The organism is Patescibacteria group bacterium (assembly GCA_041675205.1).
Taxonomy (GTDB): domain Bacteria; phylum Patescibacteriota; class Patescibacteriia; order GWA2-46-9; family GWA2-46-9; genus JBAYUF01.
Genome location: JBAYUF010000003.1, coordinates 14,488 through 41,402 on the forward strand (window position 1 = coordinate 14,488; position 26,915 = coordinate 41,402).

General features: G+C 50.0%; 27 protein-coding genes and 1 pseudogene. 14 read left to right on the forward strand and 14 right to left on the reverse strand.

Annotated features, from left to right (window positions below):
* Positions 1-3 precede the first annotated feature (3 nt).
* The 5 genes from WC052_02225 (at position 4) to miaA (ending at position 5,175) form a co-directional block, all read left to right on the forward strand.
* Positions 4-1,119, forward strand: coding sequence for a hypothetical protein (locus tag WC052_02225; GenBank protein MFA7286454.1), 1,116 nt, complete (start codon positions 4-6; stop codon positions 1,117-1,119).
* A gap of 202 nt (positions 1,120-1,321) precedes the next feature.
* Positions 1,322-3,109 carry a threonine--tRNA ligase gene (gene thrS / locus WC052_02230; protein ID MFA7286455.1) on the forward strand — a complete coding sequence of 596 codons (1,788 nt, stop codon included), beginning with the start codon at positions 1,322-1,324 and terminating at the stop codon, positions 3,107-3,109.
* Between the two features lie 229 nt (positions 3,110-3,338).
* Entirely contained in the window at positions 3,339-3,896 is a 558-nt protein-coding gene (locus WC052_02235; protein MFA7286456.1) for an alpha-isopropylmalate synthase regulatory domain-containing protein, read from the forward strand.
* Positions 3,897-4,032: 136 nt separating this feature from the next.
* On the forward strand, positions 4,033-4,173 hold the full coding sequence (locus WC052_02240) for a hypothetical protein (GenBank protein ID MFA7286457.1): 141 nt from the start codon (positions 4,033-4,035) through the stop codon (positions 4,171-4,173).
* Between the two features lie 105 nt (positions 4,174-4,278).
* Positions 4,279-5,175 carry a tRNA (adenosine(37)-N6)-dimethylallyltransferase MiaA gene (miaA, locus tag WC052_02245; protein ID MFA7286458.1) on the forward strand — a complete coding sequence of 299 codons (897 nt, stop codon included), beginning with the start codon at positions 4,279-4,281 and terminating at the stop codon, positions 5,173-5,175.
* A gap of 15 nt (positions 5,176-5,190) precedes the next feature.
* Here the strand turns inward: miaA and WC052_02250 are convergent, their stop codons facing one another.
* The 11 genes from WC052_02250 to gyrB form a co-directional block, all read right to left on the reverse strand.
* The gene (locus tag WC052_02250) at positions 5,191-5,784 is read right to left on the reverse strand and encodes a hypothetical protein (protein ID MFA7286459.1); all 594 of its coding nucleotides are present in this window, start codon (positions 5,782-5,784) and stop codon (positions 5,191-5,193) included.
* Between the two features lie 183 nt (positions 5,785-5,967).
* Entirely contained in the window at positions 5,968-7,503 is a 1,536-nt protein-coding gene (gene gatB / locus WC052_02255) for an Asp-tRNA(Asn)/Glu-tRNA(Gln) amidotransferase subunit GatB (GenBank protein MFA7286460.1), read from the reverse strand.
* A gap of 5 nt (positions 7,504-7,508) precedes the next feature.
* Positions 7,509-8,198, reverse strand: coding sequence for a type IV secretion system DNA-binding domain-containing protein (locus WC052_02260; GenBank protein MFA7286461.1), 690 nt, complete (start codon positions 8,196-8,198; stop codon positions 7,509-7,511).
* Positions 8,176-9,729, reverse strand: coding sequence for an FAD-dependent thymidylate synthase (locus WC052_02265; protein MFA7286462.1), 1,554 nt, complete (start codon positions 9,727-9,729; stop codon positions 8,176-8,178). The genes WC052_02260 and WC052_02265 overlap by 23 nt, the downstream gene beginning before the upstream one ends.
* 4 nt (positions 9,730-9,733) lie before the next feature.
* On the reverse strand, positions 9,734-10,834 hold the full coding sequence (locus WC052_02270) for a 2'-deoxycytidine 5'-triphosphate deaminase (protein MFA7286463.1): 1,101 nt from the start codon (positions 10,832-10,834) through the stop codon (positions 9,734-9,736).
* A 4-nt stretch (positions 10,835-10,838) separates the two neighbouring features.
* A complete protein-coding gene (locus WC052_02275; protein ID MFA7286464.1) occupies positions 10,839-11,417 on the reverse strand; it encodes an AAA family ATPase in 579 nt (192 codons plus the stop codon).
* A 77-nt stretch (positions 11,418-11,494) separates the two neighbouring features.
* Entirely contained in the window at positions 11,495-12,178 is a 684-nt protein-coding gene (gene rplA, locus WC052_02280; protein ID MFA7286465.1) for a 50S ribosomal protein L1, read from the reverse strand.
* Between the two features lie 56 nt (positions 12,179-12,234).
* The gene (gene rplK / locus WC052_02285; GenBank protein MFA7286466.1) at positions 12,235-12,657 is read right to left on the reverse strand and encodes a 50S ribosomal protein L11; all 423 of its coding nucleotides are present in this window, start codon (positions 12,655-12,657) and stop codon (positions 12,235-12,237) included.
* Between the two features lie 21 nt (positions 12,658-12,678).
* Positions 12,679-13,224 carry a transcription termination/antitermination protein NusG gene (nusG, locus tag WC052_02290; protein MFA7286467.1) on the reverse strand — a complete coding sequence of 182 codons (546 nt, stop codon included), beginning with the start codon at positions 13,222-13,224 and terminating at the stop codon, positions 12,679-12,681.
* A gap of 2 nt (positions 13,225-13,226) precedes the next feature.
* Positions 13,227-13,409, reverse strand: coding sequence for a preprotein translocase subunit SecE (gene secE, locus WC052_02295; protein ID MFA7286468.1), 183 nt, complete (start codon positions 13,407-13,409; stop codon positions 13,227-13,229).
* Between the two features lie 102 nt (positions 13,410-13,511).
* On the reverse strand, positions 13,512-15,560 hold the full coding sequence (gene gyrB / locus WC052_02300) for a DNA topoisomerase (ATP-hydrolyzing) subunit B (GenBank protein MFA7286469.1): 2,049 nt from the start codon (positions 15,558-15,560) through the stop codon (positions 13,512-13,514).
* Between the two features lie 114 nt (positions 15,561-15,674).
* Between gyrB and WC052_02305 the strand changes: the two genes are divergently transcribed.
* From WC052_02305 to WC052_02325, 5 genes are all read left to right on the forward strand, one after another.
* Positions 15,675-16,538 (forward strand): hypothetical protein, encoded by an 864-nt coding sequence (locus WC052_02305; GenBank protein ID MFA7286470.1) that lies wholly within the window; start codon positions 15,675-15,677, stop codon positions 16,536-16,538.
* A gap of 3 nt (positions 16,539-16,541) precedes the next feature.
* A complete protein-coding gene (locus WC052_02310; protein ID MFA7286471.1) occupies positions 16,542-17,672 on the forward strand; it encodes an FtsW/RodA/SpoVE family cell cycle protein in 1,131 nt (376 codons plus the stop codon).
* A gap of 256 nt (positions 17,673-17,928) precedes the next feature.
* The gene (locus WC052_02315; GenBank protein ID MFA7286472.1) at positions 17,929-19,545 is read left to right on the forward strand and encodes a 2-isopropylmalate synthase; all 1,617 of its coding nucleotides are present in this window, start codon (positions 17,929-17,931) and stop codon (positions 19,543-19,545) included.
* 120 nt (positions 19,546-19,665) lie between these two features.
* Positions 19,666-20,001 carry a hypothetical protein gene (locus WC052_02320; GenBank protein ID MFA7286473.1) on the forward strand — a complete coding sequence of 112 codons (336 nt, stop codon included), beginning with the start codon at positions 19,666-19,668 and terminating at the stop codon, positions 19,999-20,001.
* Between the two features lie 7 nt (positions 20,002-20,008).
* Positions 20,009-20,671, forward strand: a complete 663-nt coding sequence (locus WC052_02325; protein MFA7286474.1) for a 50S ribosomal protein L25 — start codon at positions 20,009-20,011, stop codon at positions 20,669-20,671.
* Between the two features lie 52 nt (positions 20,672-20,723).
* On the opposite strand, the gene WC052_02330 is transcribed toward WC052_02325, so the two are convergent.
* The 3 genes and pseudogenes from WC052_02330 to rpmE form a co-directional block, all read right to left on the reverse strand.
* Complete coding sequence (locus tag WC052_02330; protein MFA7286475.1) at positions 20,724-21,587, reverse strand: HemK family protein methyltransferase; 864 nt, start codon at positions 21,585-21,587, stop codon at positions 20,724-20,726.
* Positions 21,565-22,626, reverse strand: a complete 1,062-nt coding sequence (gene prfA, locus WC052_02335) for a peptide chain release factor 1 (GenBank protein ID MFA7286476.1) — start codon at positions 22,624-22,626, stop codon at positions 21,565-21,567. The genes WC052_02330 and prfA overlap by 23 nt, the downstream gene beginning before the upstream one ends.
* 165 nt (positions 22,627-22,791) lie before the next feature.
* A pseudogene (gene rpmE, locus WC052_02340) lies at positions 22,792-22,992 on the reverse strand (50S ribosomal protein L31).
* A 198-nt stretch (positions 22,993-23,190) separates the two neighbouring features.
* Here rpmE and rpsB point away from each other — a divergent pair.
* The 4 genes from rpsB (at position 23,191) to pgk (ending at position 26,912) form a co-directional block, all read left to right on the forward strand.
* Positions 23,191-23,940, forward strand: coding sequence for a 30S ribosomal protein S2 (gene rpsB, locus WC052_02345; protein MFA7286477.1), 750 nt, complete (start codon positions 23,191-23,193; stop codon positions 23,938-23,940).
* Between the two features lie 44 nt (positions 23,941-23,984).
* Positions 23,985-24,584, forward strand: a complete 600-nt coding sequence (locus tag WC052_02350) for a translation elongation factor Ts (protein ID MFA7286478.1) — start codon at positions 23,985-23,987, stop codon at positions 24,582-24,584.
* A gap of 2 nt (positions 24,585-24,586) precedes the next feature.
* Positions 24,587-25,600, forward strand: coding sequence for a type I glyceraldehyde-3-phosphate dehydrogenase (gene gap, locus WC052_02355; GenBank protein MFA7286479.1), 1,014 nt, complete (start codon positions 24,587-24,589; stop codon positions 25,598-25,600).
* Positions 25,601-25,688: 88 nt separating this feature from the next.
* Positions 25,689-26,912, forward strand: coding sequence for a phosphoglycerate kinase (gene pgk, locus WC052_02360; GenBank protein MFA7286480.1), 1,224 nt, complete (start codon positions 25,689-25,691; stop codon positions 26,910-26,912).
* The last annotated feature ends 3 nt before the right edge of the window (positions 26,913-26,915 follow it).

Consider the following 26,915-nt stretch of genomic DNA (forward strand, 5'->3'; position numbering starts at 1 on the left):
AATATGGAAGAATTTCTGCCCGATCGTACCCGCGCATTGCGCAATATTGCTATTACGTTTGTGTTGCTAACTGTTGTGCTGCTCGGTTTTGTGGTGTACACGGCGTTGTCCCGTGCTCGCATTCAAGTCACGCTAACACCAATTCAAAAAGATGTGTCTTTCCAGATTCCCCTACAAGAAAACGTAATAGGGGCTGCTGTTCCGAGTGGTTCGGTTGCTGCCACGTTCTTTGAATCAACAGCGACGATGTCTGACACGTTTACTGTTTCGACTCCCACACAGTTGAGTGAATACGCCGGTGGGGTTGTAAATATTCATAACGAAGCGAATCGCGATCAGCCGCTCGTGGCAACAACTCGGTTCCTGGGGCCAAGTGGCGAACTCTTTCGTTTAGTGGAAGCGGTTCGGGTACCCGCCGGTGGTGAGGTAAAGGCCGTGGTTAAAGCCGACAGTTTGGGTGAGCAGTTTTTACTTGGTGCCAGTCGTTTTACTATCCCGGGTCTTGCTGACACGCTACAGTCGCAGATATATGCGACGTCTGACGTTGCAATGGTGTTAGGTGGCGCAGATGAGCAGGTTGTTACTGAACAAGATATTGAGAATGCACGGCAGACGTTACTGCAACGCATCAGGCAGCAAACGAAAGACGAGCTGATGAGCAGTGTCGCTGAGGGGGACTTGGCTGAGCAAGATTACGTTACCGTGGTGACGCAGGAGACCGTATCAGAAAAGCCTGGTGCGAAGGCTCGTTCGTTCTCGGTATCCCTTGAAACTCGGATTACGGCGGTAGCGTTTAAAAAAGAATTTTTGGATGCACTCATTATTACTCAGGCGGGAGGCAACGTAACAATAGTTCCGGACAGTCGAAAGTATGAAATTGAGTCGTTTGACGCCGTAAAACGATCAGCCACGCTGACCGGTCAGGCGCAAGTTGAAGCAGGCATTGATCGTGGTAGTTCAATATTTTCACCAGTAAATTTTGTGGGTGCGACTCCGAAGGAAATTCAGGAGTTCTTGCAAAATTTTGAGGGTGTGGCTAATGTCGCCGTGTCCGTTTCGCCCTACTGGCAACGTCAGCTACCGCGATTACCAAGTCGCATCCACGTCGAATTTCGCTAGTTGACCATTCTTAATTCCCTGGTTACACTTTTGTTGCTAGCGATTGATGGCGCTACCAACGCCGTGTTCCCCCGTATTGGGCTAAGCTGGCAGACAATTTCTAAGTGTCCGCCTACAGTATGGCGGAAATTTGGGTGGAACCCTCCGACTACTCGGAGCCCAAGGTCACGAACAGTGATGTTGGGTTTTTCTTTTTTAGATTATGGAAAAAGTACATACACTTGAAGAGTTACAAGCGCTCCGCCACTCGTTGGCACATCTTTTGGGTGCGTCACTTCTAGAACTTTATCCTGGTACAAAGCTGGCCATTGGCCCAGCTGTTGAGCATGGTTTTTACTACGATGCTTTTGTACCAGGCGGGGTGAGCGAAGATGATTTAGAGAAGATTGAAGCCACCATGCGACACTTGCTCGGCACGTGGTCGACGTTTACGCACGAGGAGGTAACACCTGAAGCGGCCCGTGCTCGTTTCCTGGGTAACCCATATAAGCTCGAGCTTATAGATGAAATTACCAGTCGGGGTGAACCGATTACGCTATATACCTCAGGAACATTTACTGATTTGTGTCGAGGTGGCCACGTTGACGATGCATCAACGATTCATCCAGATTCTTTTTCTTTAAGTAAGGTCGCTGGTGCGTACTGGCGAGGGGATGAAAAAAATGATCAATTGACGAGGATTTATGGCTTGGCGTTTATGACGCCGCAAGAGCTAGAAGCACACCAAACAATGTTGGCAGAGGCCGAGAAGCGGGACCACCGACGGCTTGGACAAGAGCTTGAGCTGTTTTTCTTTCACGAGACAGCACCAGGGATGCCTTACTGGTTGCCGAAAGGCACAACGCTTTATAATGAACTTATCAACTTTTGGCGAGAAGAGCATCGACAGCGCGGGTATCAAGAGATTGTTTCTCCAATCTTGAATAAGCGGGAACTGTACGAAACTTCAGGGCATTACGAGCATTACTGGCCCGATATGTTTGTGGCAAAGACAAAGGATGGTGAAGAGTACGGTATTAAGGCAATGAATTGCCCAAATGCCATGGTAGTTTTTGGCTCACGCGGCCGAAGCTATCGGGATTTGCCGCTTCGTTTATCTGACACTGATACACTGCATCGAAATGAGCTTTCCGGTACCTTAAATGGGTTACTGCGGGTACGAGAGTTCCGTCAAGATGACGCGCATATTTTTGTAACTGAAGAACAAATCGCATCTGAATATAGAGCCGTTTTTTCGATTGTAGAGCGATTCTATACCATCTTCGGTCTCAACTATTCCTTTCGACTTGGTACACGCCCAGAGAAATTCATGGGAGACATTGAGACGTGGAATCAAGCGGAGGCAGTGTTGCAAGAAATTTTGAAAGAAAGTGGTAAGCCGTTTGTTATACAGGACGGCGATGGTGCTTTCTATGGCCCAAAGATAGACATCCTTATGAAGGATGCAATTGGTCGAGAGTGGCAGATGGGAACGATTCAGCTCGATTTTCAACAACCACGTCGTTTCAATTTACACTACACTGATGCTTCGGGGGAAAAGAAAACGCCCGTAGCAATTCATCGCGTTGTGTACGGTTCGTTGGAGCGTTTCGTTGGTATCATCATCGAACATTTTGCTGGCGCCTTTCCAGTGTGGCTTTCCCCAGTACAGGTTGCCGTGCTGTCAGTTAGTGAAACGCATCTTGAAGCGTGTCGTTCATTAGTTGAGATACTCGAGGCGGTTGGTATTCGGGTAGCACTAGACGCAAGTGGGGATACGGTCGGCAACAAGATTCGACGGTCAGTTGCCGAAAAAATGCCCTACGCACTTGTCATTGGTGACAAGGAAGCACCCGTAAGCGGCACGTGGGATAGCAGCACGATGTTGTCAGTTCGCGTACGCGGCTCAAGAGAGTTACTACAAATCACCTTAGCCGACTTTCAGAAAAGACTAGCGGATGAGATTAAAGAGCGTAAAGATGTAGCCGTTGACGTTGCGAAGCCAGTTTGATAGGGTAGACGAGAAGTATGCAATACCAATCCAGCAGCTACATCATTAGCATTATTATTAGCCAACCCGAAGAGGGTGGAAGGTTTGCGCTGTAGCTAAAGAGTATCTTGAGTTTCAACGCCAGCCCTTCACCGGGGCTGGTGTTTTGTATCCGTCGAAACGGCGAGATATTGGGGTGCGGGAATTGTTCCTTGCACATTCACAACTACGGTAGAGGAAAGGTGGTGAAATGAGAACCGTCGGTTTTAGTGAGCTTGGGAAAGTGGATTTGGTCGGGACAGGCGGTAACGCGGCAGTCGTCATTGCCGAGACCCTTATTGCGGGCACGTTCAATCGTGATGAGGCGGTGTCGCTTGGAATGTGGATGGCGCGCATGGAGCCGGGGTACGTGCCGCCTTTTATGGTGAAGAAGTATCGGGTGATTGAGGCGCATGAGCCCCCCGATGCTGGTGCTGTCACGGCAACTATCATGTTGCAATACGAAGGTGAAGACCATCATGTCGCCGGTGACGGAGACGGTCCCATCAATGCGCTGGACAACGCACTGCGCAAGGTGGTCGGCGCTTGCGTAAATGACCTCGTACTTGGTGACTACCACGTGGTGGTTCGGCGGGGCCAGGAGAGTGGTTCAGCGGTTCGCGTACAGGCATTTGTTGACTGGGAGTTCGGTGATTGGCACTTCCGGACCACAGGGGTGGCGACCAGCGTGGTGGAGGCAAGCTGGATAGCCATGGTCGACGCTTTCGAATTCATCATGGTTGCTGGAGTGAAGTTGCCGACAAGGTAACAAGGGGGGAGTGTGGCGGCGCGAGAGAAAGGGGACTCTCGCGCCGCACAGCCATTGATTTTTTCGTTTAGATGCGGTATACTAGTTACTGTTCGTAAAATAAAAGTAAGAAAAAATAAAAATGCGTGAGCTTTTGATGGGAACATGGCAAGTAGTAATGCCAGTTCTTGAGACAACTCCTTTGAAACAGTGGTGGCAATTTATTGATGCAAATTTCCTTTTCTTAACGTCATCTGCTACGTTGTTTGCCTCGTTAGTGCTCTGGGCGAATATTTAGGTTAGCAAATGGCCAGTGGCAAATAGCCAATATAAAAACTAATGAACCCCGAAAGGGGTTTTTTCAATGCTTGAGTAGATGCGGGGGTTAGGCTAGTATGGCGTGATGCATGAGAAAAAAGTTGTTGTAATTTTAGGGCCAACAGCGTCCGGAAAGTCGGCGTTGGCCGTTACCTTAGCCAAGTCTTTTGGTGGCGAACTTATTTCGGCTGATTCTCGACAGGTGTATAAAGGAATGCAGATTTTGACAGGCATCCTGCAGCCTCCCGCTGGCATAGTGCAGCATTTGGTTAATTTCGTTGAGCCTACTGAAACCTATAGTGTCAAAACATTCAAGCATGATGCGGAAGCGATTATAGCTGAAATCCATGAACATAAGGCGCTACCCATACTTGTTGGTGGTACGGCATTATACATTGATGCAGTGCTTGATAACTGGCAGATGCCGTCAGTGTCGCCTGATCCGGTACTGCGCCTTGAGCTTCAAGAAATCTACGCTCGTGAAGGTTTGGGAGCACTTGTTCGTCGACTTAGTAAAAAAGACCCAGCGGCGCTCACGGTGGTAGATGTTGTAAATCCGCGGAGAATTATGCGAGCGCTTGAGGTGGCTTACAGTTTAGGGAATTGGTCGGCTGTTGCTCGGGAAAAAAGTACGCCAAAGTACAATGTGCTCCGCATCGGAATCACGATCGACAGAGTGGAGCTGCGTAGAAAAATTGCAGCGCGAGTTTCAGAAATGTTTGCGGCGGGAGTAGTTGAAGAAACAAAAAGCTTGCTGCTGCGATATCCTTCGGCGTCGACTGTCATGACAAGCATAGGGTGTGACGCACTGATAGCGCATATTCATGGAATCATGACGCGCGAAGAGTGCGAAGAAAAAATAGTAACAAAAAGCTATCAGTATGCTAGGCGCCAGATGACGTGGTGGAAAAAAGATAAACGGATTCAGTGGACGAGTAGCGAAGAGTCAGCTATTGCACTCGTTCGAAAGTTTCTTTCGTAGTTGGGAGAAGGCCGATCATGGTGATCGGCCTTCATAGAGCGGCGTTGCCACTCCGGGGTTTTTGCGCAGGAGCACTGCGCCGTTCATAATGTGTCGCCTCACTTCGACCGATTCGGCGTAGTCGCCGTAGCGGACTGCGTTTTGGTCGTAGACGCTGGGTGCGTCCGCCATCATGACGAGGAGTGGCGTTGAGAGTTCGTACTTGGGTGCTCGAGGCATTGTGCGAGCAATGCGCACGAGTTCCTGAAGCAGTTCAGCGGCGTGTTTCGGGGGTGCGCTGAGCGTGCAGCAGTATGCCAGCTGTGCGAGTGTCTCGATGCAGACGCTACTGGTTGCCGTAGCTCGGAGCGCTTGAGTGTGAATGGCGCCGGCATCTTGCACCTCCTCAACAGCAGTGGTTGCTATTCTGAACTGTGTGCAGGGCAGCGACTCAGCAAACACCGGCGTGGTAATTGGCTCGCTAGCCGCGAATGCAGCTACTGCCGCGAGTTGAGCCTCGTTCGCCCGTGTGACGAAGTCAACGAGCGCAGCTATCACGAGCCAGCGGTCGCCTAGGCTTTTTTCGTTAAATGCGGCTTCGAATGGGCGATTGGTTGTCAAAGTGCTCATGGATTCTTTCCTCCGTTTTGCTTTTTTGGCCTAAAAAAAAGGCCCCAATTGGGGTCTTCTCTAGATCCTGTTGCTATTCCGCGAAATTTTGGGACGCTTAGCTATTCGCATACCTTGGCGTATGCTAGCAGGGGTTGCAACTGCGGTCAAGAACCAATCTGCGTTATTTTTCAGGTACCTGCTTTAGCCTCGGAGTGCCTTTTGGATGCGTTCAGCCAGGGCTTCCGGGTTTGCCTTACCTTTAGAGGCTTTCATGCCCTGGCCAACTAAAAATTGTAAAACGTTATCCTTTCCGTTTTTATACTCGTTGGCCGGTCCTTCGTTCGCATTGATGACTGACTGCACGGTTTGGTCTAAGGATGCGGTGTCGTTTGTTTGGCTGAGGTCTTTTTCAGCGAGGATAGTCTCAGGATCACTGCCCGTTAAAACCATTTCGCTTAATATGACCTGCCCGGCTGAACTATTTACTCTTCGTAAATAGATAAGTTTAAGAAAATCTGTAAATTGCCCTGGGGTTAGTTTTGCGGTTTTTAGTGTTAGGTTGTGTTCACGGAGGAGCTTAAAGAGTTCACTTGTCATCCAGCCACCGACGAGCTTACCAACTTTTGCTTTAGCGCCTGCCCAGATTTCTTCTTCAGTTCCAGAAACGTCGTCAAGCGTGGGTAACCAAGAACGTATGGAGACCGCCACGGTTTCTACAAACAGTGCCAGTTCAGCATCGCTACTCAGTAGCAGCGCGTCTTCAGCGCTTAACCCAAGGTCGGCCATGAATCGATGTCGTTTCGCCTGCGGTAATTCCGGCAGTGTTCGCCGTAAAGCCGCCACGTCAATGCCGTCGGCTATTGCTATTTCTCCCTCATCAAAGAGTGTGATTGGTGTGAGATCTGGGTCAGGGAAATAACGGTAGTCATGGGCGGATTCCTTGGTGCGCTGCGAATAGGTTTTTTGGCCAGCGTCGTCCCAGCCCCGCGTTTCTTGCAGCACGGTTCCACCACTGTTCAGAACTTCGGTTTGTCGCTTAATCTCGAATTCAATTGCTCGTTCGACTGCCCGGAAAGAGTTAAGATTTTTAACTTCCACTTTCGTGCCAAAGTTTTCTGGTTTCCATTCTTTTGTTTCGGCCATGAGTGAAATATTTGCCTCGCAACGCATTTGTCCTTTTTCCATGTCGGCATCAGAAACGTCCAGCGTTCGCAATAGCAATTGCAGTTCTTGGCAAAATCGTTTCGCTTCGGTTGATGAGCGAACAGCAGGTTCGGTCACGAGTTCCATGAGTGGTACGCTGGCTCGATTGAAATCAACGTAGGAGTAGTTCGCACCAGTTGGATGTTGCAGCTTTCCAGTGTCTTCTTCCAAGTGAATGCGGGTAATGGCAATATCGCGGTCGTTGGCTGATAATGTGCCACCAGCCACCAGCGGTTGGTCGTACTGACTAATTTGGTACCCCTTTGGTAGGTCGGGGTAGAAGTAGTTTTTACGATCAAACTTTGATACTGAAGCAATTTTGCCGCTTATCGCCAGCCCAACCTTTACCACCAGCTTAATTGCTTCGCGGTTAGCGACTGGTAGTGCGCCTGGATGAGCCAAGCAGACCGGGCAGACGTTAGTATTTGCTGGTACATCGAGACCGGCGCCATTTGGGCAACGGCAAAACATCTTACTGGCTGTTTTCAGCTCAGTGTGTACTTCCATGCCGATGACGGGGATAAGTTTGGACATATGTATTAAACAATGGTGCGGACAGTGTCCCAGATCTTCTCGTGAACCTCAAGAGGGGTGAGTAGCTGTTGTTTTTCTATGCAATTAATGACCGAGAAACCCGAGAACTGCTTTGCCATGGTCAAGAAGGTTTGTTCGGCGGCTTTAAGGTGCCCAAGGTCTGCTTCGTGAATATCACGTTTTCGTCGAATGTAGTCCCGTCGGCCCTTTCTGTCTACGAGCCGCTGCGCCATGGCGGCCGGTACGTGCAGCAGTATTGTTTTGTCGGGTCGTGGTAAGCCAAGTAAATCATGTTCAAGCCAGTCGAGCCAGCGAAAGAATTCCCTTCGCTTACTAGCGTTCGTAATTTTACCACCCTGGTGCCCCATATTGGCGCTGACATATCTATTTGAAACCACAATTTTTCCTGCCGCAAGTTCTCTAAGGAGCATGCGTTTTGCGTCGTATCGGTCAAGCGCATAGAAGAGTGAAGCAGCGTGCGGGTCAACGGTTGCCGCCGCACCATAGCGGCCGTTAAGATACTGCTCGACAAAATATGCAGATGGTAGCCCGTAGCGGGGGAAGTCGGCGATGGCAACCTTTTTGCCAGCGGCGCGAAGTCGCGTAACTAAAAGTTTTGTTTGCGTTGTTTTGCCGGTGCCATCGGTGCCATCGATGACAATAAGTCGGCCCTTAGCGTTTGAAGAAGTCGGCATCGTAGTCGGGTATAACAATTCGTAAATCTTCAACGAGTAGCGGGTGTCGGGCTTTGACGAGGTTGTACATATCTAAGACGATTGTTCTGTATGACATATGGCCACCCGGTTTGCTGCGTAATTCAATCATATGATAGAGCTCGCGTAAATTCATTTTGAAGAGCGTCCGTTTTTTACATGCGAGTGGTAAGAGGTAGTCAGCATCGACGCCAATGCGCTTCTTAAGTTCAGTATGGGTGTTTATGGCCATGGTAATCATTTCGTGGTACCGGTCGACAACACCAGCTTCTTCTAGCTCGAATGGCACCTCATAGCCATGCGCAGCGGTAAGTGGCTGGTGAATTTGAGTAGTCATGCGGTGGCGTTGTAAATCACGAAACGCCCCGTAATCCATGAGTGTGTCAAAAATGAACTGCCCGCCAATTTCGTATTCTCGCTTTGGTTGGTCGTGTACGCCTCGTTCGTTGGCCACTGCCCGTAACAAGGTAGCCTGCTGTTCTTGAGGTATGACCTGGACGAGTTTTAAGAGCTGCCGGTAGGGAAGTATTGTTTCTGGGTAGAGTAGCGTGGTTAAAAGCTCATCTTCGTAACTGTGCGGTTCAATATAGTCGACGCGTGGCACGGTGTCTGGAACACTGTTTGCCGTTAACGTAGTAGCGTATGCACGTAATAGTTCTTTGCTACGACTGTAGTAGGGTAGTGGGTCGGTATATTTAATTAAGGTCGGTGCCCCCTTAACCTGAAGTGAGGAGAGTTTTGTCAGTTCATTTGCCAATGCTTCACCTTTCTCTCCCATGGCGATGAGCTCATCAAGGTGCGGTTGTAATTTCTTCGTTTGTGGATTGTAGGCCGATTCAAGGGCGGCTTTCTGAATTGCTTCCCCAAGTTCGCGAATCTCTTGGTAGTCACTTCCTTTCAGCTTTGAAATAAGGTGCCGAAGTGAACGGGCGTTCATTATCATTCCGAAGTTCGTCAGCGTGGCTGTTGGTAGGAGATAACGAACAGCGTCAAGCGAGCGTGCTTTTAGCTTTGCTTCATAGATAGTTTCCGTTTTGTCTTCCGGTTTCTGAAAGCGCCCTCGTAGGTATGCGATAGCCGGACTAAGGAGCTCTTCATATGTAGCCAGCAGTTGCTGTATGGCTGTTTCGTACGTCGCGGCGTCACTCTCAGTCAAGTTTGTTGGGCGATGGTAGCGAGACGTATCAAAATCGACATAGCGGGTGGATTTTTCTTGGAACGAAGCCAGGCGAGTGTCTTCAATCGCTTTTGAAGCAATCATGGAAACGTTTTCACAGGCAATAGCAATAACTGCCATGTCAGCCACTGAGGCGTCTCCGTAACCGATGACCCATTTTTCATGGAATTCAGCAGACTTTTCTTCAGTGAGTTCGTCGATTGTATCGCGAATCGATTGTTTTGAACGGCTGTATTTAGCCATCGCCACAGCTAAGACCTCTGGTGGCAAACCGCTTATTGCGAATATGTCTCTGCTTGCTTGCGGCGCTTTTTCGTTCGGGATGTTGCTAGGCATGTGGTCAAGAAAAATATTTACTGAGACGAATCGCCGTGTCGGTATAGGTGGATCCGGCAGCCGCACCGTAGAGTTTGGTTGGTTTCTCTAGTACTCGCTCGAACATCATTTTACAGATTACTTGGCCATCTGTTAAACGGAAAGGAGCACTATGGGCTCGCACTTCTAATACAACAATATTTCCCTTCATGGTGCCGTCGGTGCCACAGCCAAATCCGGGGTCAAAAAATCCAGCATAGTGTGATCGTAGTTCGCCGGTAGAGGGGTCGTACGGCATGATTTCTGCCGCAAGATACGCCGGTATGCGCACTCGTTCTTTGGTGGCTAAAATATAGAATGAATTTGGTTCGAGAATTAACTCACCTGAAGTTTGACGCTCGATGGGGGTCCAGAATGCAGTGGCATCGTGTACACCGATGGCACTGAGGTCGAGTAGACGGTCGACGTAATGCTGTGCCTTATATCCAACGATGGCACTGCCTGTTAGGTCAACGGTAAAAGACAGTACGTTACCGCGGAGCCGAAGCTCTTCTGGTGGCAGTGGTTTTCCATTGACGTCCATAAGTATGCCGTCTTGCTTGTGGAACGCGAGTAACTCATCAGCAGTTGGAAGCACCTCCGAATTGTGTCGGAACCGAATTTGTGTCATGGCTAGCCCCGGCGCAACGCGAATGGCGAAGGTGAGAGGAATAATTTCTAGATATAAGGGTCCGGTGTACCCAGCAGGAATGAAGTCGTACTGTGGGTTGCGGTCTGTTAGAACACGAACAAATACATCCACCCGTCCGATGGAGCTTTTGGGGTTCGCCATGGCACCGATGTCATGAGGGAGACGGAGCTGCTCATTTAACTCGATGATGTACGGCGTATTCGTTTCAAGAATTGTTCCCGGGGTAATGGTAAATTCGTAGAGCGTTCGCTTTTTTAGTAGCTCGCTAACCGTCTCGTTTTCTTTGGGTAAAAAGCCAGATGAGATACGGTAGGCTTTACTGCCCAGCGTGCAGTCTAGCGACGCTGGTTGCACTTGTGCTTCAGTGATTGGCATTGTTCCCGTGATTGCCTTGTCAAGAAGCATCGATTGGATTTTTTGGTAGGGAAGTGCCATAGAGTTATAGTCCTAGTTTACGTGCGAGCAAGTCGACTTGGCGCTTAACGTCAGTTAGGGATCCGTTGGTGTCTATATGGAAGGCAGCATGGCTACTGGTTTTAGCAATGACGGCTGTTTCAGTTGCTAATTTTTCTTCAGCCAAAAAACGAGCATACGTGAGACTTCGTTCGTCAGCCGTTCTTCCTCGCCGTTCTACGCGTGCGAATCGTAACTTTACATCCGCATGCAGTGCCACAAGGTAGGCGCGCCGATTTTTTTGCCACGGTGTCCAGTCAGCTAGCGGTCGGATGTTATCAATGACGATGAGGCGTCGACTCTTTTTGGGCAATTGGTCAATGACAGCGGCAACCGCTATACCGATGGCAGCTTCGCCAAACGTCTTACGCAATGTTTGAGCCAAAATAATTTGATGTACTCTGGTTTGCCCTTGACCAATGCGGTGGAGAATATCACTGAGTATGTCCGGGCTAGAAACAACGGTAGCGCCGTAGTGATTTTTTAGATACTTTGCAACAGTACCTTTGCCAGACCCCTTAGCGCCAGCAAGACCAATAATGATTGGAGTCGACTTCTTTTCCATTGGAGAAGTGTACCAGATGCGCGGGTAGCAGAAAACCGGCCACGGGGGCCGGTTTTCTGGTGGAAAGACTGTTTGTATTACGCCAGGGTAATGTTGACACCAGGCCCCATGGTGGTCGTTAGTGTTGTTGCGATAATGTAGCCACCCTTCGCGCTAGCGGGCTTCGCTCGACGCAATGCTTCGAGGAAGGCATTGAAGTTTTCTACTAATTCAGACGTTGGTTGTGAGATTTTGCCGATAAGCTGATGAACATTGGCCGTGTCATCGTTTTTGAAAGCGATTTTACCGGCCTTCAGTTCCGTGACCGCTTTTCCAACGTTCTTTGTAACCGTTTCGTTTTTTGGCGAAGGCATGAGACCGCGAGGGCCAAGGATTTTGGCAATTGCGGCTAGTTGCGCCATTATGTCTGGCGTCGCAACAGCAACGTCGAAATCACACTTGCCGGTGGTGCGGATGGTGTCGATGAGGTCTTTGGCGCCAACAATGTCTGCGCCAGCTTGCTTGGCCGCCAATTCTGATTCACCTTCGGCGAAAACAGCCACTCGTTTCGTTTTTCCAGTGCTGTGCGGCAACGTTACCGTGCCACGAACCTGTTGGTCACCCTGTTTGGTGTCAACACTAAGTCGCACGTGAACTTCCACTGATTCAGTGAACTTGGCTTGGCCAAGTGTCTTCAAGAGCTCAATAGCTTCTGTTGGCTGATAAGGTCGTTTTTCAACCTTCTTTACGTTCTGCTGGTGTCGCTTGCCTTTTGTGGCCATAAAATAGAGGTTAGTGGTACAAACGTTCTAAATGAACTCCCACGATTAATGATTTGTTACTCGACGGTAATGCCCATTTGTCGGGCTGTGCCTTGAATAGTGTTCATGGCTGATTCAATACTGGTGGTATTGAGGTCGCTCATTTTCTTTTCAGCAATTTCTCTTAGTTGCGCCTTGCTAATCTTACCCACCTTCTCTTGCAGTGGCTTGCCAGAACCCTTCGCCACGCCGGCTGCTTTTTTGATTAACACCGAAGCAGGGGATGTCTTTAAGATGAAGGTGTAGGTTCGATCCTCGAAAACAGTAATTTCGACTGGGGTAACATCGTCACCGCGATCTTGGGTCGCTGCGTTAAATTTGGTACAGAATTCTTGGATGTTGACACCATGCTGACCAAGCGCCGGACCAACTGGTGGAGCGGGGTTGGCCTTACCAGCGGTGATTTGCAGCTTGATAATTGTCTTAATCTTCTTTGCCATAGTGATGTTAAATACGGGTGATTACACTTTTTGGATTTGGAGGAAGTCTAACTCGACGGGGGTTTCTCGGCCGAACATTGAAACGAGCACCCGTACTTTTCCACGAATATCGTCAACGCTGGCCACTTTTCCTTCAAAGTCTTTGAACGGCCCGTCGGTTATTTTTACCGCTGTATCGGGCGTAACGTCGATGGTATATTTTGGCTCTTCAATACCCATTCTCTTTTGTATTCCTTTCACCTCTTCTTCAGACAACGCGGTTGGCGTGGTGCCAGTACCAATAAACCCGGTGACGTTTGGTGTGTTACGAACAACGTACCAAGAATCATCTGTGACCATCATTTCAACAAGCACATACCCCGGGAAAATCTTTTCAGTCACCACCCGTCGACGACCGTTTCGGATTTTAATTTTTTTCTCAGTCGGAATCAGTATGTTGAAGATTTTGTCTTCAAGCCCCAAGGTTTCGACCCGTTGCTTTAAATTTCTTTCAACGTTCTCTTCATACCCTGAATAGGTGTGCAGTACGTACCATCGTCGCCCTTGGTCGCCAATCTGCTTTGTCATATTTACAACAGCCGAGCTAAGCCCAGGGTGAGTAGGTAATCAACGATACCAAAGAACACTGCCACAATGGCGCTTACTGCCACAACGAGGAGTGCGTGTTGGGTGGCGACAGCTCGAGTTGGCCAGGTGACCTTTTTGAGCTCCATCCACGATGTTTTGAAGTAATTGATGATAGGATTTGTCATCGAATTGTTCGGATTTTAAAACCCCCCGAAACGGGGGTTCATTCACGACTCTACCAGATGTTCTTGCCTTTGGCAAGCGTATGCCGCTCACTGCTAAAATGTCTAAACATCCAAGTTTTTAACTGCTTTGGCATGGGTTTGGATGAAGTGCTTTCGGGGGGCAACCTCTGAACCCATGAGCACAATGAAGGTGGCATCGGCTTTTTCTGCGTCGTCTATTGTAACTTGTCGCAAAATGCGACGGGCGGGATCCATGGTTGTTTCCCATAGTTGTTCGGCATTCATTTCACCAAGTCCTTTGTATCGTTGGATGTTAAGCTTTATTTCGTCCACTGCCTCAGACTCTTCATCAGTGTCTTTTGTTTCTTTCTTTTTTGCTTTAGGAGATTTCGCGGCAGCTTCAGCGATGAGCTCACTGCGCAACGCATCCAGCTCTGCGTCACTGTAGCAGTAGTACGATTCTTTACCTCGGGATACTTTGTACAGGGGCGGCTGCGCGATATAGATGTGACCCTGATTCACAAGGGCGGGGAAGTATCGGTAGAAAAGGGTAAGGAGCAAGGTACGAATGTGGGCGCCGTCAACATCAGCATCGGTCATGATGACAATTTTGTGATAGCGCAATTTTTCGATATCGAACTGTTCACCAATATTCGTACCCATCGCAATAATGAGCGATTTAATTTCGTTGTTGGCCAGCATTTTATCGAGTCGCGCTTTTTCAACGTTCAATATTTTTCCACGGAGCGGTAAAATTGCCTGGTTTTCTCGGCTCCTGCCTTGTTTGGCGCTGCCGCCGGCGCTATCACCCTCAACAATAAAGAGTTCTGATTTGGTGGCGTCTTTGCTGGAACAGTCAGCCAGCTTACCGGGCAACATGAATCCTTCCAAGGCACCTTTACGGAGCACTGAGGCACGAGCTGCCCGAGCAGCCAGCCGGGCTTGGGCGGCCAGCGTCACTTTTCCAACAATTGCCTCTGCGTCTCGAGGGTGCTCTTCAAGGTAGGTAGCAAAGGCGTCGCCGTATACTGTATCAACAATTGAGCGCACCTCAGCATTACCAAGTTTGGCTTTTGTTTGCCCTTCAAATTGTGGATCTCGTACTTTTACACTAATGACAGCGGTCAGGCCTTCACGGAGATCTTCACCCTGCAGGTTTTCATCCTTTTCTTTAAGAAAATTTTTACGACGGGCGTAGGCATTGATGGCGCGGGTTAGCGCAGTGCGGAAACCAGCAACGTGAGTGCCGCCTTCCGGGTTGTAGATGTTATTCGCAAAAGCAAAGAGTGTTTCATTGTATTCGTCGTTGTACTGCACAGCCACCTCAACCAAGACGTCATCAACTTCCTTCTCTATATAGAAGATGTTTTCGTGTTTCGGTGTTTTTAAGTGGTTCAGGTGCCTCACATAAGACGCAACGCCACCTTCAAAGTAGAAGGTATAGGCATTGGCGTTTGCCACGGTCGCACTGGGCAGTGGTTTTCGTTCATCAATGACGCGAATAGTAACGCCTTTGGTCAAGTAGGCCTGTTGCCGGAGGTGACTCAGTATTTCTTTCAATGAGAATTCGGTGACGGTGAATATCTGGTCGTCGGGCGCAAAGCGAATGGTGGTGCCCGTTTCGGCTTTGGTTGTTTTGCCGACAGGCTTTACTTTTCCGGTTGGTTTACCGCGCTCGTAATCCTGGGCATAGATGATGCCCTCACGGCGTACTTCGGCTCGCAATTTTGAGGAGAGAGCATTTACAACGGAAACACCAACACCGTGCAGACCACCTGATACTTTATAACCACCATCGCCGAATTTACCGCCAGCATGAAGCGTGGTGAGGACTGTTTCGAGGGCTGACTTTTTGGTCTGCTTGTGAATATCAATTGGAATACCGCGTCCGTTGTCTATGACTTCAACTTCGTTTCCTGGGAGTAGCCGTACCGTGATGCGAGTGGCAAATCCCGCCATGGCTTCGTCAATGCCGTTGTCCACAACTTCCCAAATCAGGTGGTGGAGACCTTCACTGGCAGTATTACCAATGTACATACCCGGTCGTTTGCGGACCGGGTCGAGACCCTCAAGGACGGTTATTTGTTTCGCAGTGTAGCTTTGGGAGTCAGGAGCATTTCCTGCTTTGCGCTTTTCTGTATCTTGAGCCATTTCTTGGAAGTTATTCAGTAACAGTATTCTAGCATAGCCAGAAGCCACCCGTAAACGATTCGTGGATACAATATGGGCGTATAGTATCAAAAAACGTGGTACAATTTTTTTAACATGATACCTTCAATCGAAAATCCAGCACTCAATGAACGGTGGCTTCGGTGGGCAACGTTTTGGGCGCTGCATCGCGATACGCTCCGTCAATCTATAATTGGGTTTGTTGTTATTGTCGAAGCAGCGGCACTCCTTTTCAGTGGCTATAGCGTTCTCGATTATTTTGTTCTGTCGCGCGCCAGAGATGTGGCCATGGAACGAAGTTTAACGAGAAGTGTTGATGTTACACAGCTTCATGCAGTGATGGCACCGAAACCACTCCCGGCGCCAGTGGTGGTGGCTTTAGCTGGCAGTGGTAACAATGGTCGATTCGACGTGCTTTTAAAGTTTGTTAATGCAAACCCGCAGTGGGTGGCTTGGGTAACGTATCGGGTGGGAGAAGTATCAGGTACAACGCAGGTTTTGCCTGATAGCGAGCGTTTTGCTATTGCCCCGGCTGCGGCGAGCAGCCCCAGTGGGGCCATTGATTTGAGTATCACAACTATACGTTGGCAACGGATACGAGATGTCGCTGCATACAAAGAACGAGTACCGGAATTTGTTGTACGGGATGTCACTTATATTCCTGGCAGCGGGGGGGTCTCGAGCGGAGCCACGCCGAGCCGTGTGCAGTTTATAGCAAAAAATGATAGCGCCTATGGTTTTTGGACAGTCGGTTTTACGGTTGTACTGTTGCAGGGCGACCAGGCAGTTGCCGCCAATATGTTGCGTGTCGAGCAGGTTGCCCCTGGCGCTGAACGAACGATTGCGGTCAATTTCTATTCGGCAATTGTGGGCGTAACGAAAGCGCTCGTTGTGCCAGATGTTAATGTCGTGGACCAAACAAACATCATGGACCAACCAGGTGAATTGATGCGCTTCTAAACTATGTTAGGTGCGTTTCGCGGTCGGGTTGGAAAGTTTGATTGGTTTTTGGCCTTAGGAATCGTTATTTTGTTAGCGGTGAGTTTGGTTACGCTCTACAGCATCGGTGCGGCACGGTCCGATGGTGATTTTGCTGTTTTCACAAAGCAGCTCTGGGTGGCGGTTCTCGGCCTCGGTATTTTTATTATTTTGAGTGCGTTTGATTTTCAACTTTGGCAGTGGTTGAGTCGTTGGACATTTTTGGCAACAGTACTGCTGTTGTTTTCTACGCTCATTTTTGGCCGCGTTATTAACGGTACGCGTGGTTGGTTGAGTGTAGCCGGATTGCAATTTCAGCCAGTAGAGATAGCCAAGTTTGCGGCCGTGCTGGCGCTGGCAAGTTTTTTTTCTCTGCGAGCACGGGAACTTAACCGCACCCGAAATCTTTTACAAAGCGTCACGTTGATTGGGCTACTCGTTGTACCTGTTCTTTTGCAACCAGATTTTGGTTCGGCGGCTGTGCTTTTGTCTTTGTGGGTCGGCACGGTACTCGTGATTGGGGTTAAGCGTCGTTACCTTGTTACGTTAGTTACCGTTAGCGCTGTTATTTTTGGAATTGCCTGGTTCTTTTTATTTGTCCCGTACCAGCGCGATCGTATTCGAACTTTTTTTGCGCCTAATGCCGATACCGCTGCTAGCTATAACGTTCGTCAAGCGACGATAGCTGTTGGCTCTGGTCAAGTGTTTGGTCGGGGATTAGGGCAAGGGTCACAGAGTCAGTTGAAATTTTTGCCCGAGGTGGAAACCGACTTCATATTTGCCGCTGTCGCCGAGCAGCTCGGTTTCGCCGGCGTCGTAGTTGTTTTCGGCTTAATGGGTTTGATATTTTTTCGCCTCTACATTTTACTCAATCGCTGCCAAGACTGGTTTGGCGCCTTCTTTGTTTTGGGGGTACTGGTGCTTTTAACCACGGAAGTTTTTGTGAATGCGGGTATGTCTATGGGGCTTATGCCAGTTGTCGGTATTCCCTTCCCATTACTCTCGGCCGGCGGGAGCGCTTTACTCGTTCATCTGGCGCTATTTGGTGTGGTGGAGAGTATTGCCCGCAGGGAAGGTTCACGAGGGTATCAAGTTTCCCAAGTGGCGTTAGGTTGACAGTAAAGTTCACATTCGCTAGGCTTTTCGCAACTATGATTATTCGCTTCCAAAATAATTTGCTTCTTAGTCTTCCTCTTCCTCTTACCCTTACCCAGGGTGGAGTGTTGAATGGTGTGTAACTTTATTTAAAAGTACCTACCCTTCAGCCCTTCACCACGCGTGAGGGGCTGATTTGTATCCGGAAGGTTTTTTCACAATTGAGCAGTGAGCACAGGACCATCTGTGAAACAGGTGGTGAGGGAGAGGAAGGAACATGATTGAAGTGGAACAGAGTCAAGATTACGTTCGGATTTTCGATACTACCTTGCGTGACGGCGAACAGGCGCCGGGCTGCACCATGGGTGCGCAGGAAAAGGTGCGGATGGCTGCGGTCATCGCCGACTTGGGGGTCAGCGTCATTGAGGCGGGGTTTGCGGCCGCGCGGGCTGGTGAACCCGAAGCGATTCGGGCAGTGGTTGCGGCAGTGGGTCGTGAATCTAACAGCCCCGTCATTTTGAGCCTGGCTCGGACACGTCGAGATGACATCGATATGGCCCTTGCAGCGGTCAAAGATGCTGCGCATCCTGGAATTCACCTCTTCATTGCCACGTCGGAACTTCATCTGCGGGAGAAGTTGGTCATCCCGTTTGAGGAGGCACTTTCGCAGATGGTCGAGGCAGTGGAGTACGCCAAGCAATTTGTGGGGCACATCGAGGTCTCGGCGGAAGATGCGACGAGAACTTCGCCGGATCGTCTGGTGGAATTCTACAAGGCACTGATTCGGGCTGGGGCTACGGTGTGCAACGTTCCCGACACGACCGGCTACGCCACCGTGGACGACTACCGGGCGCTTTTTCGGAACTTGCTTCAGCAAGCCCGGGTTTGCGCGTGCAACAAGCGGCGACCATGTCATCACGTGACATGGAGTGCCCACGTTCATGACGACCTCGGCTTGGCAGTGGCGAAAAGTTTGGCGGCTGTTCAAGGTGGTGCACGCCAGGTCGAGTGTACGCTGCTCGGGATTGGTGAGCGGTGTGGCAACACTGCGCTTGAGGAAGTGGTGATGGCGCTTGATACGAGACAAGATCGGTTCGGTATCGCCACGCACGTTCATACCACGGGTTTGTGGCGAGCCTGTCAGGAACTGTCGCAAACCATCGGTTTTCCAATACCCATGAACAAGCCGGTTGTGGGGGCTAACGCCTTCGCGCACGAGGCTGGCATTCACCAAGATGGTGTTTTGGCAAATCGGGCGACGTACGAAATCATGTCGCCAGCCCGCATCGGTCGGCCCATCGATGAGCTCGTTCTGGGTAAGCACTCGGGTCGGAAAGGAATCAATGACAGGTTGCGAGCCTTGGGGGTCGACCTGGACGGCGTCGACATGAATTTGGTACTCGAAAGATTCAAGGCGTTGGCCGAAGCAAAACGCGGGAGTCATGGCATCGACGACGCTGAGTTGTTGGCGCTACTGGTTGGTCCGAGCGATTGTGAGCGTTTTGTTCTGCGGTCTGCTTTTGGCAGTACTGCCTTGAACTCTGCGCACCGATCGCCGACGGCTCATGTGTTTTTGGTTGTCAATGGCCAAGAGCATGACCTTGAGCGAGACGGCGACGGCATCATCGATGCGGCTTTTGCGGCGGTTCAGGACATTACGCACTTGGATCCGCAACTGCTGGATTTTCAACTGCGTACGATTGGTCGGGCCACCGACGCCATGGGTCAAGCCGTGGTTGTACTTAAGTTGGATGGCACAGTCGTGCGAGGTGTGGGAGTTCATACTGACGTGACGATGGCTGCTTTGGAGGCCTATGTCAGCGGCTTGAACAAGCTCGAGCGGTTGCGTGAGTTTCGGGCGACGAATGGTCAGGTAACAGAACCGACGCCGTAGGAGGACGGCGTTAACCGAGAGGGGATTTGAAACATCGGGGCAGGCTACAGCTGTAGCCTGCCCCGAATTCGTTATCTTGACACCTCACGAGTCCGCTGGTACGGTAGGTCAGTACTTTATATGCCCATGCACGATTTAGAGCGGCCGTTCTTTCATGAGGGATTTCGCCTCATGGCTCGCTGTCCTCTGTGTCAAACTCGGTATCAACCGAGCGCCGCAAAGGTGATTGCCGAGCGAGAAGACGCCTACCTTCTGCACGTGCCGTGCGTAAAGTGCAAAAGTGCCGTTGTGGCATTGATATTCGCAAATATGTTCGGTGTTAATTCAGTCGGTGTTCTGACGGATCTAACGAGCGATGAAGTGCTCACGACCGATTCTCAGGCAGTATCCGCTGATGACGTCCTCGCTCTGTATGAGGCAACTACTGGTGGCTCTCTCGTTAGTCTTGTAACGTAATTAATTTATGGCAACACGGCAGACATTGTCCGTCCGCACTCGGACGGTTTTTGGTAAAAAGAATGCAGACCTCCGCACCTCGGGGGTTATTCCTGGTGTTATATATGGACAAGGTGCTGAAGCGGTTAGCGTTTCTGTTACTCGCAGCGTATTTGAAAAGCTTTTTACTGCCGCCGGAGAGAGCACGTTGATTGACTTAGTCATTGATGAACAGTCGCCAACGGTTGCGCTTATTCATGATGTGCAGCGTGATCCATTGCGTGGTGAATTGGCGCACTTTGATTTGTACCGAGTGAACATGAACAAAGCCATTACCGTTACCGTTCCCTTGGTCTTGGTCGGTGAAGCGCCGGTTGTAAAGTCTCAGGGCGCGGTTTTGGTTCGTGCCATCGACCACGTGAGCGTATCTTGTCTTCCGGCTGATTTGATTCACGAGTTAACCATTGATCTCGGTGGGCTGACCGCCATTGATGACGCTATTCGTATTGGTACGATTGTTCCGCCGAGTGGCGTCACCATTGAGGGGGACCCTGAAGCGGTTGTCGTTACCGTGCAAGCGCCGAGAGCTGAAGAAGTGGTTGTGGCAGCTCCAGAAGCCGATGTTACAAAAGTTGAAGTTGAGAAGAAAGGGAAACAAGAAACTGACACTGCCGAGGCAGCGAAGAGTTAATCCAATAGTTTTCTTTCCTGAAATACTCCTCGACAATTGTCGAGGAGTATTTCTATACAGTAAAAATAACGTAGCGCTTGTATCCCTCCGCATCGCGCTTTACGTTAACAGTAGCGGTTGGAAAAGTTCGTACAATCAGTCGAGCCAGCGCACCGGTATTGCAAGCGTCAGCTTCCCAACAAGCCCACAATCTTTGTGGCGATGACACGTTTCGTTTTGCGAGCATAGCGACAAGCCGTCGATAGTAATAGAGCCCGTCGTGGCCAGCAACAAGCGCTCGACGTGGCTCAAAACGTCGAACACTTTTTGGTGCGTTTACGTAGTCATACTTTGGGAGGTAGGGGAGATTTGCAAGGAGTATTAGGCCGTCCGCTTTATCAGCCGCCGTACCACGGAGCGGCGCGATTAGGTCGCCGAATAGCCACGTTACGCTCGGTACAGTATGTCGACGAGCATTTTTCTTTGCCACGAGTAGTGCGGCTCGGGAAGCGTCAATGCCGTAGCAGGGGACAGCAGTGCCGACAGTTGCCGCTATGGAAATAATAATATTTCCACTACCGGTTCCGATATCGATAATTGGTGTGCCTGTTGGGGCAGCGTTGCAAAATGTTAATCCTTGCTCGACCAAAAATTCGGTTCCCGGTCGTGGAATAAGCACGCGAGAAGTTACCAGGAAGTTTCGATCACAAAAAATACGTTCACCCAAAAGGTAGGCCATTGGCTTTCCTCGTCGGTATTGCCAGCAGTGCCACACAAACTGCACTAGTTGGCTGCGTGTCAGTTGCAGCTCAGGGTAGGCGACAATTGCAATGGTGTCTCGATGAAGCGCAGCGGCGAGCAGCGTCGTTGCATCGGCATGGGGGACACCAAGGCGCTTTGCTAGTTTATAGCAGTTATGTACGTTCGCGCTTGGCACGTTCTACTATTTTGAGTTGATCAATAATGTCGTCTAAGTTGCCATCGAGTATGCGCTGGACGCCGTTGAAATTATCGCTGAGTCGATGGTCGGTCACTCTATCTTGGGGAACGTTGTAGGTGCGAATTTTTTCTGAGCGTTCGCCAGTGCCGACCTGTTCTTTTCTAGCGCTGGCCTCGGCCATTTGCTGCCGCGTGCTTTCAGCGGCAAAAAGTCGAGCTCGGAGTACTTCCATAGCCTTAATCTTATTTTGCTGAAAGTTTCGTTCATCTTGGCACTGCACCACAATGCCCGATGGTCGGTGCAGGATACGGATGGCTGAGTAGGTTGTGTTAACAGATTGTCCGCCATGGCCACCAGCCGTCGACGCTTTAATGTCTAAATCTTTTGGGTCAATCGTTATATCAATTTCGTCAGCTTCGGCCATCACCGCCACCGTGGCGGTGGAGGTATGAATACGACCACTTTTCTCGGTGTCAGGGACCCGTTGTACTCGATGGACCCCGCTTTCGAATTTTAATCGGCTATACACACGCTCACCTTCGATAGCAAAAATGACTTCTTTGTAGCCGCCAATGCCCGTGCTGCTGGAACTGAGCAGTCTGGTGCGCCAGTTGTGTGTTTCCGCATAGCGGTTGTACATGCGCAACAATTCACCAGCAAATAAGCCGGCCTCGTCACCACCGGCCGCCGCTCGAATTTCGATAATTGTGTTTTTATTATCTCTCGGGTCGGCCGGGTGGAGATACTCGTCGAGCGCCAAGAGCGCCGCCGCTTGTTTTATTTTCAATTCTTCAACTTCAATTTCGGCTATGTTACGCAATTCCGCGTCTTCGTCGCGAATGAGTGTCTCAGCTTCGGCTAGTCTTTGTGTCAACGTGTGAGCGGTTGTGAAGAGGGCAAGGCCTCGGGTAACCTCACGATGTTCTTCAGAGGCTCGTCTGAGCGCCACAGAATTGCCGGCCGTGCTGAGCTCAGCCAGTTCGTTTTCGAGCGTAATGAGTCGCTCGCGGAGTTGTTGTTCTTGAGGCGCGTTCACGGTTGCGACGTGCGGCAGCCAGTTGCGCTGACCAATCTACTTGGCCGCGCTCGTTCGCTTCTTTGCCAGGACTGTTTTTGGTGATTCGTCTACCTTACGTTGTCGTTTACCGGAACGAAGGGTGCGCTTGGTTTTTCGACCAACTTTACCGACCGCTGCTGTTGATTGCGCATCAATTCTCTTTTGGAACCTGTCGACCCGTCGGGCAGTGTCCACCAGCTTCTGCTTACCGGTGTAGAAAGGGTGGCAGTTACTGCAAAGTTCAACTTGTAACGTTTGTGCTGTCGCGCCAATGGTAAACGTATTACCGCAAACGCAGGTAACCGTTGCTTCTGGATAGTATGTTGGATGAATCTTTGGTTTCATAAGGTATATCTTAATGTGGAGCGATAATACCAAAGTGCTTAGTAATTGGCAAGTTTTGGTACGGAACGAGGTCTCGGTCATCAGACTTGCCAAGTTTTCGGCACTTTGGTAGGATATTTGCGCTTGCAGTACTCGGTAAAAGCCGCGTCGCGGCATTTTTATTCATCAAGCGTTTTCGCATTTTCCTTTCCGCTACGTATGTCACAAACCATCACCAATAAGAAATCTGGTTCGCCAACCCTCCTCGAGCTGTTAAAGGCCGGGGTTCATTTTGGTCATCTCACCTCAAAGTGGCACCCAAAAATGGCACCCTTTATATTTTCTTCCCGACAAGGTGTCCACATTATCAATCTAGAAGCCACGCAGCAGCAGCTCGCCAAGGCGCTCGATTTTATTCGAGAAACTGTTGCCAAAGGGGGATCCATACTATTTGTCGGCACGAAGAAGCAAATTCAGGATTACGTAAAAGAAGCCGCCTCATCAGTTAATATGCCGTACGTTCATGACCGCTGGATTGGTGGCATGCTCACGAACTTTGCTGTTATCGGGAAAATGATTGCGCGCCACAAGGAGCTTGGTCGTTTGCTTGGCGAAAATGGGTTTGCTGATAACACGAAGAAAGAGCGACTCGAACGACAGCGAGAGTATGCCCGACTGGAAGGCGTTATTGGTGGTATTTCAAACCTGGAGCGTTTGCCAGAAGCTATTTTCCTCATCGACGTTCGTCGTGAGCGAACGGCTGTACATGAGGCGACTCGCGTTGGTGTCCCGATTGTGGCCCTTTGCGACACAAACGTGAACCCTGGAACCGTGCAGTACCCAATTCCAGCCAACGATGATGGGGTTAGTGCCTTGAAGTTAATGATTGATCAGGCGGTTGATGCTATTCGTGACGGTATCGCTGAAAGAGGCACCAGAATTGCCACGGCTGCAGCTGCGAAAGAATAAGTGTTCGTTCGGAGTAGTGGGTTAGTACTCTTTTTAATTTTTGTATGAAAGAAGCAATTATCGCCCTTCGTCGTGCTACGGCCGCCGGTGTCAGTGATATTCAGCAAGCACTGATTGAAGCTGATGGCGATCAAGAAAAGGCGTTAGAGCTGCTTCGAAAGCGTGGTCAGATAAAGGCAGCCAAGAAGCTTGATAGAGCGACGAATGAAGGGTTGGTTCATAGTTACATTCATGCCAACGGCCGCGTCGGCGTGCTCATCGAAGTTCGTTGCGAAACAGATTTCGTGGCTCGCAATGATGAATTTCAATCTTTCGTTCACGATTTGGCGCTACAAGTTGCGGCGACTGCGCCAAGTTATGTCGCGACGCTGGACGTGCCTGAAGATGTGCTTATCCACGAAAGAAATCTTGGCCGTGAACGTTTGGAAACGACGGGCAAACTGGCGGGTAAGAATGAAGCGGTTATTGAGAAGATTTTAGAAGGGAACCTGGCCAAGTACTACGAAGAAGCGGTACTCTTACTGCAGCCGTCTATTAAGGACGAATCAGTAACCGTTCAAGATATGCTTACTGCCGTTGCTGCCAAGATGGGCGAAAATATTCAAATTAAACGGTTCATTCGCTACTCACTTGGCGAAGAATAATCATGGCTCTAAAAGTTGCCATTAACGGCTTCGGGCGCATCGGTCGCGCTGCTTTTAGAATTCTACAAGAACGAAAAGTAGAAGTGGTTGCGATTAATGATTTGACTGACCCGGAAACCTTGGCGACGCTTTTAAAGTACGACTCTGTCTATGGCCGAGCGTCTTTTCCCGTGTCGTTTGATGAATCTGCGATTCTTATAGACAAAAAGCGCTATCCCATCTTGACCGAAAAAGATCCGAGTTTGCTGCCGTGGGCAGAACTTCGCGTTGACGTCGTGCTTGAGTGCACTGGTCGTTTTACGGTTGACGATGCGGCCAAGGCGCACATTGCCGCCGGCGCTCGTCGGGTTATCGTTTCGGCCCCTACCAAGGGCGGTGAGACCAAAACGTACCTATTCGGGGTAAATGCGGACACTTACCAGGACGACGCTATTATCTCTAATGCCTCGTGTACAACCAACTGCGTTGGTCCGGTGAGTGCGATTATTGAAGAAGCCTTTGGTATTGAGAAGGCGGCGCTTACAACCGTACATTCGTATACTGCCGAACAAAATTTGGTCGACGGTCCAGTACCTCCACTGCATAAAGATTTGCGACGGGCTCGCGCTGCCGGAATTAATATTGTCCCGACCTCGACCGGCGCCGCCGTAGCCACCACAAAAATACTGCCGAGCTTAACGGGCAAGTTTGACGGTATGGCAATTCGCGTCCCAACCGCCGTCGGTTCTTTGTCAGATTTCACGTTTCTCACGAAGCGTGTCGTCACCGCTGAAGAAGTAAACGCCGCTTTTGTAGCCGCCGCGGCCACCCCTCGTTTTGAAGGTATTCTGGCGGTAACCACCGACCCGATTGTTTCAACAGATATTATCGGTGACTCGCACTCTGCTATTGTTGACCTTTCTTTAACAAAAGTGATTGATGGAAATCTTTTAAAAGTTATTGCCTGGTATGACAACGAGTGGGGGTACGCCAATCGATTAGTTGATATGGCGCTGCTCGCCGCTAAGTCTCTATAGAGAGAACTGCGCTTGTTGCCATCCGCTCCCGAGTTCTCGGGGCGGATTTTTTGCTGCCGAGAGAACCCCTTGTGCTACAATGGTTTAAATGAAAAGGTCGTTACCGACAATAACCGATGATGCAAAGCTGGCTGGACGGCGAGTGTTGGTTCGCATCGCCGCCGACGTTCCTCTGGTTGGTAATCGGGTGACCGACGATTCGAGATTACGTGAAGCATTGCCGACCGTTGTTCGGTTACTGCGGGCAAATGCGAAAGTTATTCTTCTTGGTCACCTCGGTCGACCGAAAGGTCGTGTACAGTCGGCCTTATCGCTTAAGCCAGTGGCAGAGCGACTACGGCAACTTTTACCTTCAGACGTGGGCGACGTTACGTTTGTCAGTAGTTGGAATCACCCCACGGTTGAAACGGCAGTGCGTCGACTTCGCAATAGAAATATTCTTTTTTTAGAAAATTTGCGCTTTCTCAAAGGCGAGGAAGCAAATGATAAAGGCTTGGCCAAGTGGTTAGCGACTCTTGGAGACGTGTATGTGAATGAGTGCATATCAAACTCGCATCGCGCACACGCATCTATTGCCGGCGTGCCAAAATATATACCTCACTATATCGGCTGGGAGTTTGCGAAAGAACTTAACGCATTGCAGGATGTAGCCGCCAAACCGACACAACCGTTCGTTTTGCTGATTGGTGGGGTAAAAGTTGAGGACAAAGTACCAATGCTTGTGCAGCTAGCAGCCGAGGCCAAAGCAATACTCGTTGGTGGCGCGGTGGCGAATACCTGTTTGCGACTGCGAGGCGTCGGTATTGGAAAATCTGCTTTTCTTTCTCGGCCGCCCCGTGCCTTGAAGTCAGTCTTATTGAAGCGAGTACGGTATGCGGGCGTACGGGGTGCATTGTTGCAGGTCCCGCTTGATGTTGTTGTGGCTAAGCGAAGCAATGGTCCGTATCGTTTGGTTCGTTTTGCTCGCGGAGAGACCGTTGCCCCTACGGAAACCATTTTTGACATTGGACCAGAGACGACACGACTGTATGCGACGTTTATTAAAAAGGCCGAGACGATACTTTGGAACGGTCCGTTGGGTATGGTTGAAGTGCCCCCCTTTGATCAAGGCACAAAAGCTATTGCCCGGTTAGTCGCCGGTCGCTCTCGAGGATTAGCGTACGGTGTGGTTGGTGGTGGTGACACGGTTGGCCTGTTTGATCAGCTTGGTATTCGTGGTGATCTTGATTACTGTTCAACGGCAGGGGGCGCCATGCTGACCTACTTAGCGAACAAACCTCTTCCGGGCTTAGTGGCTCTTGGAGTAAAGTAAGTC